Source organism: Candidatus Symbiopectobacterium sp. NZEC127, assembly GCF_025962675.1.
Taxonomy (GTDB): domain Bacteria; phylum Pseudomonadota; class Gammaproteobacteria; order Enterobacterales; family Enterobacteriaceae; genus Symbiopectobacterium.
Genome location: NZ_JAGFPG010000084.1, coordinates 1 through 544, shown reverse-complemented (window position 1 = coordinate 544; position 544 = coordinate 1). Strand labels below are relative to the sequence as shown.

Genomic DNA, 544 nt, shown 5'->3' with positions numbered 1-544 from the left:
GGCGCCCGTTTACGCCTGAACTGACACTGGTTATCGATGGCCGCACCCGCTACGTGGTGGGCTGGAGTCTTGCGCTGGCCGAAAACACGCTGGCAGTCGCTGATGCTCTGCGCCACGGTATCGAACATCACGGCGTACCGTTGCTTTACTACTCCGATAACGGGGCGGGTGAAACGGGCAAACTGCTGGATGCTGATATCACCGGTATTCTGCCGCGCCTTGGCATCGAGCACCCCACCGGTATTCCGGGGAACCCGCAGGCACGAGGGATCATCGAACGTCTGAACAAGGAGAACCCCGCCCGCATTGCCCGTAAGTTTGCCACCTACAACGGCAGGTCAGCAGACAAAGAAACCGCACGTATCACCAGCCGTGCGATTGATTCTGCAATGAATGCGTTGAATCAGAACAAAGCATTAAACGCGGTACAGAAATCTGCGATAGCCAAACTGCCAAGCTGGAGCCAGTTAATTGATGCGATTGAAGATGAAATCACCGCATACAACACGCAACACCGGCATAGCGAGTTACCCCTACGCGCCGC

1 pseudogene is annotated in these 544 nt (G+C 56.2%); it reads left to right on the top strand.

What is annotated here, in order from left to right:
• A pseudogene (locus tag J5069_RS24040) lies at nucleotides 1-544 on the top strand (transposase); the annotation flags it as partial.